9 protein-coding genes and 1 pseudogene are annotated in these 8,190 nt (G+C 58.1%); 8 read left to right on the plus strand and 2 right to left on the minus strand.

The features are described 5' to 3' along the window. The first annotated feature begins 165 nt into the window (after positions 1–165). The 4 genes from folE (at position 166) to DBR24_RS10870 (ending at position 2,375) form a co-directional block, all read left to right on the plus strand. Positions 166–723, plus strand: coding sequence for a GTP cyclohydrolase I FolE (gene folE / locus DBR24_RS10855; RefSeq protein WP_123468712.1), 558 nt, complete (start codon positions 166–168; stop codon positions 721–723). 82 nt (positions 724–805) lie between these two features. Next, complete coding sequence (locus DBR24_RS10860; RefSeq protein WP_128614731.1) at positions 806–1,348, plus strand: DUF3833 domain-containing protein; 543 nt, start codon at positions 806–808, stop codon at positions 1,346–1,348. Further along, positions 1,345–2,055 carry an SDR family NAD(P)-dependent oxidoreductase gene (locus DBR24_RS10865; protein WP_123468708.1) on the plus strand — a complete coding sequence of 237 codons (711 nt, stop codon included), beginning with the start codon at positions 1,345–1,347 and terminating at the stop codon, positions 2,053–2,055. The genes DBR24_RS10860 and DBR24_RS10865 overlap by 4 nt, the downstream gene beginning before the upstream one ends. A gap of 14 nt (positions 2,056–2,069) precedes the next feature. After that, positions 2,070–2,375: a DUF6482 family protein gene (locus tag DBR24_RS10870; RefSeq protein WP_064587549.1), complete on the plus strand. Its 306-nt coding sequence runs from the start codon at positions 2,070–2,072 to the stop codon at positions 2,373–2,375. A gap of 9 nt (positions 2,376–2,384) precedes the next feature. On the opposite strand, the gene DBR24_RS10875 is transcribed toward DBR24_RS10870, so the two are convergent. After that, positions 2,385–3,257, minus strand: a complete 873-nt coding sequence (locus DBR24_RS10875; RefSeq protein WP_128614732.1) for a patatin-like phospholipase family protein — start codon at positions 3,255–3,257, stop codon at positions 2,385–2,387. 165 nt (positions 3,258–3,422) lie between these two features. On the opposite strand from DBR24_RS10875, the gene DBR24_RS10880 reads away from it, so the two are divergent. Beyond that, positions 3,423–4,061 (plus strand): cytochrome b/b6 domain-containing protein, encoded by a 639-nt coding sequence (locus tag DBR24_RS10880; protein ID WP_128614733.1) that lies wholly within the window; start codon positions 3,423–3,425, stop codon positions 4,059–4,061. Continuing rightward, positions 4,058–4,834: a molybdopterin-dependent oxidoreductase gene (locus tag DBR24_RS10885; protein ID WP_128614734.1), complete on the plus strand. Its 777-nt coding sequence runs from the start codon at positions 4,058–4,060 to the stop codon at positions 4,832–4,834. Before DBR24_RS10880 ends, DBR24_RS10885 begins: the two co-directional genes overlap by 4 nt. A 55-nt stretch (positions 4,835–4,889) precedes the next feature. Here the strand turns inward: DBR24_RS10885 and DBR24_RS10890 are convergent. Further along, positions 4,890–5,426 (minus strand): annotated as a pseudogene (locus DBR24_RS10890) (NmrA family NAD(P)-binding protein); the annotation flags it as partial. A gap of 529 nt (positions 5,427–5,955) precedes the next feature. On the opposite strand from DBR24_RS10890, the gene DBR24_RS10895 reads away from it, so the two are divergent. Next, entirely contained in the window at positions 5,956–6,702 is a 747-nt protein-coding gene (locus tag DBR24_RS10895) for a DJ-1/PfpI family protein (RefSeq protein ID WP_128614735.1), read from the plus strand. Between the two features lie 104 nt (positions 6,703–6,806). Next, on the plus strand, positions 6,807–8,190 hold a 1,384-nt coding region (locus tag DBR24_RS10900; protein WP_158277033.1), incomplete at its 3' end, for a multicopper oxidase domain-containing protein.

Raw genomic sequence — 8,190 nt, forward strand, 5'->3', positions numbered from 1 at the left:
ACTGCGATGTGAGGTTTTCGCATCTGCACAAAAAAGATTGCCGATTCATTGTCAGGTGATTTTTTTCAGCCTATCTTGAATAAAACCTATACAGAACGCTTTGTCGCGTACAACTCTTTCGCTATGGATCGGCCTTAACGTACAGCACCACCGCGAGAACCTTGAATGAACCCACTACTAGCCAGCCATTACCGTGAAATCCTCGTCGGCGTCGGTGAAAACCCCGAACGCGAGGGATTGTTGGACACGCCCAAGCGTGCCGCCAAAGCAATGCAGTATCTGTGCAATGGCTACACGATGAGCCTGGAAGACGTCACCAACGGCGCGCTGTTCGAATCGCAGAGCGATGAAATGGTGATCGTCAGCGACATCGAGCTTTATTCCTTGTGCGAGCACCACATGCTGCCCTTTATCGGCAAGGCGCACGTGGCCTATATCCCCACCGGCAGAGTCCTCGGGCTGTCGAAGGTCGCGCGCGTGGTGGACATGTTCGCGCGTCGCCTGCAGATCCAGGAAAACCTCACCCGGCAGATTGCTGAAGCCATCCAGCAGATCACCGACGCTGCCGGTGTGGCAGTGGTCATTGAAGCTCGGCACATGTGCATGATGATGCGCGGCGTGGAGAAGCAGAATTCGGTCATGACTTCCTCCGTGATGCTCGGCGCGTTCCGTGACAGTTCCACGACGCGGCAGGAATTCCTGCAACTGATCGGACGGCGATAAACCTATACAGGTCAAAGGTACTGTACAAGCCGATCGTTCGACACTTCACCCTCTTCGCTCGAGTACTTCAGGGAGTAAGGCAATGACCCGATTTCTGCTGTTACTGACATTGGTCCTCAGCGTCGCGAGCTGCGGCAGTGTGGATGTCACCCGCTATGCGGATCAGCAACCAGCGTTGGATCTGGAGCAGTTTTTCAGTCAGCCCGTCAAAGCCTGGGGGATGTTTCAGAAGCGCAGCGGTGAGGTGGCCAAGCGGTTCGAGGTCAACATCGTCAGCCGTCGTGAGGGCAACAACCTGATTCTCGACGAGCATTTCCTGTACAGCGACGGCACCCGCCAGCGCCGCGTCTGGACCCTCACGCCCGAGGGCCAAGGGCGCTGGAGCGGGCGCGCGGATGACGTGGTGGGCGTCGCCAAGGGCCAGGTCGCTGGCAATACCTTGCACTGGCGCTATCGCCTGAACCTGCCGGTCGACGACTCGACGTACGAAATGAGCATGGACGACTGGATGTACCTGATGGACGAGGACACGCTGATCAACCGCACCGCCATGTCCAAGTTCGGGGTAGAGGTCGGCCAGGTGACGTTGTTCTTCCGTCGCCAGGGTGCCGGAGCAAGCCAATGAACCGCGCACTGACCATGGCCTCGCTCGGCGACGGTTACCGTGCGCTGGTGATCGGCGCCAGTGGAGCCCTCGGCACAGCTTTTTGCGAACAACTTGAACAGGATCCGCGCTGTGCCGGGGTTCGTGCGCTGGGGCGCCGGACCGTTCCCGCACTGGACCTGGAACGCCCCGAAACGATTGCCGGTGCTGCCACGGAGCTGGCAGCCGAAGCACCGTATCAGTTGATCATCCACGCGGCCGGCCTGCTCCATCGCGACGCGATCAAGCCGGAAAAAAGCTTCAGCGCGATCGAGCCGGAGGCGCTGCAAGCCGTGTTTCAAGTGAACACGCTGGGACCGGCATTGGTGCTGCGCCACTTTCTGCCGCTGCTCGATCCTCAGGGAGCGATGGCGATGCTTTCGGCCAAGGTCGGGAGCATTGGCGACAACCGTTTGGGCGGCTGGTACGCCTATCGTGCATCCAAGGCTGCACTGAACATGCTGATCAAGACCGCAGCCATCGAACTGGCGCGCACTCGCCCGCAGAGCCGCTTGCTCAGCCTGCATCCGGGCACTGTCGTATCGGCGCTATCGCAACCTTTTCGCGGGGCGTCCAGCGCCCGGCCGGCAGACGTCGCCGCTGACCAGCTACTGACCTTGATTGACCAGTTGACGCCGGCCGACAGCGGCCATTTCTTTGCCTACGATGGAGAACGCCTACCCTGGTAGGCAAGGAGTGAAGCATGAACCTGCAAACCCTCACCGAACGTGCGGCCAACAGCGAAATCCGCGAGCTGGAGCTGCTGTCACTCGAAGGTGGTTTTTACCTGGCACGGATCCGCCTCGATCACGGCCAGTTCACCCTGCTTGATGATGCAGCCAAGCCGATGCACCTGCGTTCGATCACTCACCTGCGGGACCTGCTGCAAACCGTGCCGGCCTTTCCGTGCGTGCTGGTGCAGCAATGCGTACATGACGAAATGTGTGGCCGGGATACGGGGCCTGTCGAAGAGCTGCGTATTCCTTTTTCGCTCACCACGCCGTTATGAGGCGGACAATCACTCGTCATCCAGATGATGCGTGTGAGCCAGCAACGAATCGGGTATCCCGTCACGGATCAAACCACCCTCGCCTATCCAGGCCTGGGTGGATTGATATGCGCGTTGCAGCAGTTGATCGGTCTGATTGAAATCGAATACCGAAGCATCCAGCGGGCACAACGGCGGCACGACATGGATAGCTGCGCGCGCGCGATACAACTCGATGTCACGCACCAGCTGACGCATGCTCATCAAGTTAAGCGTATGCAAGGCCAACGCCACTAGCCCACTGGGCGGACACGGGCAGGCACAACCGAACCCGGTGGGTAAAACCACAACCCGTGTCGCACCCAATGCCACGGCACTGGCAATCGGTGTGTTGCTGGTGACGCCGCCGTCGACCAGAAATTTTTCGCCGAGTCGCACGCAGGGAAACACCAGAGGTATCGCAGCGCTGGCGAGCAAAGCCTGTTCAGCACTGCCACTGGATAAAAGCTCTTCGGCACCGCTGAGCAAATTGGTGGTGACGATATAGAGCGGTAACTCGGTATCTTCGATCAATTTGACCGGCAGTGACCTGCTTACCAAACGGTGCAAGGCGGATGCACTCAGCAGGTGACCGCGACGATTCAGAAGGCCCTTGAGGGTGTCGAGCGCCGAAAACGGGAACACGTCCGACTTGCGCAGGCTACGCCAGAAGTCCGCGAGCTCGCTCACGCCTTTGGCATTCGGTCTGGCTGCAAAGTAAGCACCGTTGATGGCGCCGACCGACGCGCCAACCACCAGGTCGAATACAACGTCAGCCTCCACCAGGGCCCGTAACATCCCGACCTGAACCGCCCCCAGGCTTCCACCGCCGGCCAGGACAAGCGCCGTTTTTATCGTTGGCATAACCCTGCCCTCACCGCTCTGTTCAGATGACAAGCCTAGCTGGCTGGCGACCGTTACCAAGAGAATGTTTACGCTGCGCCCATATTGAAGGCAGGCGCTCTGGTCCGGGGTAGCGTCTACACTCGTCAATAGGTAAGACGTTGTTCAGAGCTGGAGGCTCCTCCAATGCCATCTGTACCTGAAACAACCAGTGCCGCTGCGCCGGCCCCGCCCAACAGCCATCCTGCCTGGCTGAGACTGGCCCATTGGCTGAACGCTTTGGCGGTAGTGGTGATGGTCACAAGCGGATGGCGTATCTACAACGCCTCTCCGCTTTATGGTTTCAATTTCCCCAACGCGATCACCTTGGGCGGCTGGTTGGGGGGCGCGTTGCAATGGCATTTCGCAGCCATGTGGGTGCTGGTCGGCGTCGGCCTTCTCTATGTGCTTTTCAATATTTTCAGCGGTCGACTGTCACGGCGTTTCTTCCCCGTTTCCCCCAAAGGCTTTTTTCATGACCTGTGGTCTGCACTGCATGGTCAGCTAGGGCATGACGATATAAGCCATTACAACCATGTGCAGCGTGTGGCGTATCTTTTTGTGATGCTCGACATTATCGTTTTGGTGATTTCCGGATTGGTGTTGTGGAAATCAGTCCAGTTTCCGCTGTTACGCGAACTGCTCGGCGGCTACGACAGCGCACGGCATGTGCACTTCATTGCGATGTTTTTATTGGTGGCGTTCATCGTCGTGCATTTGGTGATGGTCGCACTCGTGCCGAAGACGTTATGGGCCATGATTGCAGGCCATAAGGAGCACGTATGAGGAAGCGCCCGGAACTGGATGAATCGGCCATTTTGAAGGACGCGCGAAAAATTATCTCGCTCAAGGTCGAAGATCACTCGCGACGCGCCTTCCTGCTGCGCAGTTTGACCCTTGGCGGCGTGGCCATGTTGTCCGGCTGCAATATCTCAGATAACGAACAGGTTGAAACGGCGCTGGCGTCCATGTCGCGCTTCAATGACCGGGTTCAGGGCTGGCTGTTCAACCCCAACGCCTTGGCCCCCACCTATCCTGAGTCGATGATCACACGGCCATTTCCCTTCAATGCCTTTTACGGCATCGACGAAGCACCGGCCGTCGATGAAGAGAGCTACCGCCTGGAAGTCTCCGGCATGGTCGCCGACAAGCACAGCTGGAAGCTTGAGGAACTGCGCGCCATGGCCCAGACCGAGCAGATCACCCGGCATATTTGCGTCGAGGGCTGGAGCGCTATCGGACGCTGGGGCGGTGTGCGCTTCAGCGAGTTCCTCAAGCGCGTCGGGGCCGACACTGATGCGAAGTACGTCGGTTTCAAATGCGCAGACGATTACTACACCAGTATCGACATGCCCACGGCGCTGCATGCACAAACCCTGCTGACACTGACTTACGATGGTGCCGTACTGCCGCGTCAATATGGCTTCCCGATGAAACTGCGGATGCCGACCAAACTCGGCTACAAGAACCCGAAACACATCCAGGCAATGTTCGTCACCAATACCTATCCCGGTGGTTACTGGGAGGACCAGGGCTATAACTGGTTCGGTGGTAGTTGACACCCAAGGTAACCTCATCGCGCGAAATGATCTGCGCTTATTCGCGAGTTGAGTTTCAAGGCCCAGGAAATGAATCGGAAATGGCATCGCGTACAAAGTCTTCATAGGTGCGCAGTGGATGCTCTATGAGGGTCTGTAGGTGTTCTACAGTTCCTTCGGCTGATCGCATGCCGAAGTTCTGAATACCCGACATCATCAGACGCATGTCATACGCCAGCCAGGTGGGGCCATACGAAGCCAGTTGTCCTTCGAAAGCGGCCACGTCATCCCCTCCATAGGCGATCTCACGGCCCAAGGCATGGCTCCAGATATTCGCCACCGACGTACCTGTGAGCACTTGCGGCCCAACCAATTCCAGAGTTTCACGGCGCAGCGCAGAGGGCGCCGTATCGCGTCGCAGTAACTCTGCGACCGCGACATCAGCGATATCGTACGTGTCAATCATCGACACGCCTGCCCCGCCGATTGGCATGGGGTAAACCGAGTAATTCTGAATAGTCTGCTGCACCATGTGGTCGTTTTGCATGAAGTAAGCCGGACGCAGAATCGTGGCTGGCATGTCCAGACTCTCGATCATGCGCTCAACCGTATAGTTACGCTTTTACGCGTCTGCCAGAATCGCTTGGTCATAGGCCACCGCACTTGGCGAGCACTCTGCGCTGAATGAGTATCCGGTTTGATTAGATCACTCCGCGAAAAGGCTTCGAATTCGCTGCTCATTTCTCACTGCCCAGTTAACGTCGTGGCTAGGCGTTTGCAGTGTGCGACGACGGATGAATGTGCTGTAAGCCTTATCCGCACCCCTCCAGTGGCTGCACAAAAAATACGAAGTAGAAGTCATTTCCAGGCCAACATTTTGCATTGATAGGTGTGACTGTTTCAGGCTTCTTACAAGTCATGGTGCGAAAACCACCAGGCCCAATACCATTGGGCGGTTGCGCATAAAATCTTCTTGCACGCATGACAACCCCGACTATGCTGCCAAAACCCTCTCTACTGGCCATTGGCCTTGGGTGGACGACCTCCGGTTCCGCTGTCCGGGCATCGCATTGCTGATTGGCGCAACGCTATACACCTGACGACGCCAGTGCGTTCGCCGCGGTGTTCCCAAGGAGGGAGTCATGCCTGCACCAGGACACTACCTGATCGCAATTGCCATCTACGATGGTGTGGACTTGCTCGACATCAGCGCCCCTTACGAACTGTTCAACTGGATGAAGCTGGTTGAACCGCAGACGAACACCAGCGCCCCTCGCCGCTCCGTCCGGCTGATTTCCCTTGATGGGCCATCCATCACCACGCGTGATGGCATGACCATCGGTGGCGATCTACCGGTGTTCGATCAACATTCCGATGACATCGACCTGCTGTGGATTCCCGGCGGTGAACCCACCGATTTGCAACGTCTGATGAAAGATCCCCGGCGTATGACCTGGCTGTTTCAGCAAGGCAGTGCTGCGCAATATTGCGCCTCGGTCTGCGAAGGTGCCTTGCTCGCGGCCGCAGCAGGTTTGCTGGACGGTTATAACGCCACCACGCATTGGGCCTTTATCGCCTGCCTGAAACTGTTCACTCGGGTCAATGTGGTAGACGGTTATCCTCGTTACATCGTCGACAGACAACGTATCACCGGCGGTGGCATTTCATCGGGGCTCGACGAAGCCTTGGCAATCATTGCCTTGATTGCCGGTGAGCTGGTCGCCCAAAAGGTGCAGTTGAACATCCAGTACAACCCCCGTCCTCCCTTCACCAGCGGCGACCCTTCCGTTGCCAAACCACCGGTCTACACCCCGGGCGCCGGGCGCACCTGCGATTCGGCTCTCGCTGAAACCATCGCCCTTGTGCTCAAGCGCACCGGTTCTTCATAGGAGGCGCACAGCTACCGGCGTTCACATTGCCCGGTCGAACTATCTCAACGGACACCCGGCTGTCATGGCTGTGGGACATTTGCGCAATGCGCAGGGAGCAGGAAATGAATTCGCGTTACAGGATCTTCGCAGGGCTGATCGTGTGTGCAACCACCTCCACGGCACTCGCCGAACTCACGGCTCAACCGTTCCTTTCACCGCCCAGGCTCCTTGAAAAAAGCCAGACAGGCACGCTGAAGGCCATTGAACTGGCCCAACCATCAACAGGGTGCGATCCGGCAGGTGACATCACGCGTGACGGGCAAACAGTCGAACTCAACCTGCAAGTGCAGAAGCGCGAAAACTACATCTACAACCCGGGGAGGCCCGACGGTGCCAAAGACAAGGTCATGTTGCGCTCATACGGCGGCTGTCTGACGGGGCCGCTCATTGATGTGCAACCGGGCAACACCCTGCGGGTGCATCTGGACAATCAACTGGAGAAAAACGATCCCAGTTGTCCGGGGGGGCTTGATCCGGCGAATGGCGATCCCGGCTGTTTCAACACGATCAATCTGCACTACCACGGAATGCACGTCTCACCGTCCGGCAACAGCGATAACGTGCTGCTGAACATCGCGCCGCAAACAAAGTTTGAGTACGAGGTCAATATTCCCACCGATCACCCTTCAGGTACGTTCTGGTATCACGCACACCGACATGGTTCCACGGCGCTTCAGGTCGCCAGCGGCGCAGCGGGCGCGCTGATCGTGCGCGGCAATCGCCCCTACACCGGTGACAAGCCGGGAGACATCGACACCATCCTCAAGGACGCGGCGGGCAAGCCCCTCACCGAGCAAGTCTTTCTGTTCCAGCAAATTCCTTATGCGTGTTTCGACGACAAGGGCAACATCATCACGCAGAAGGACGGCACCTGGTCGTGCCCCGGCGATAAAACCGGTGTGGTGGAGAACTTCGACGCGCAACTCTCCTCCCCCACGGTCTGGGACAACAGCGGCCGGTTCACCAGTATCAACGGTGCGGTCCAGCCGACTTTGCGCGGCATAGCCGCAGGAGAAATTCAACGCTGGCGCTTCATTCACGGCGGCATCCATGACACCGTGAATTTGCAAATCGTGCCCATGAACACCAGTGGTGCCAAAGCCAGTCTTGCGCTGCAGGGCATACTCGGCGGCACGCCAAAGGAACAAGCAGCGCTGATCGCCGACCTGTGCCCGGTGACAGTGCCTGACTCCAGCAAACCGGTCGAACTTGTTCCGCAATTCGAGATCGCCGCCGACGGCCTGACGCGCACTGCCATCCGCCCGATCGGGGTGAACAAGAAAAGTGTCAGTGGTGGCATCGGCAGTAATTTTCTGCAACCAGGCTATCGCAGTGATGTGTTGCTGATGTTCCCCCGTGATGGCACCTATTGCGTGCTGAACCAGGCGGCAACGCCGGCAGAGCGTGCGAATGCCGGCCCCAATGGCGGCCCCGGCGGACAAGGTC

It is taken from the genome of Pseudomonas sp. HMWF006 (assembly GCF_003061205.1).
Lineage (GTDB): Bacteria > Pseudomonadota > Gammaproteobacteria > Pseudomonadales > Pseudomonadaceae > Aquipseudomonas > Aquipseudomonas monsensis.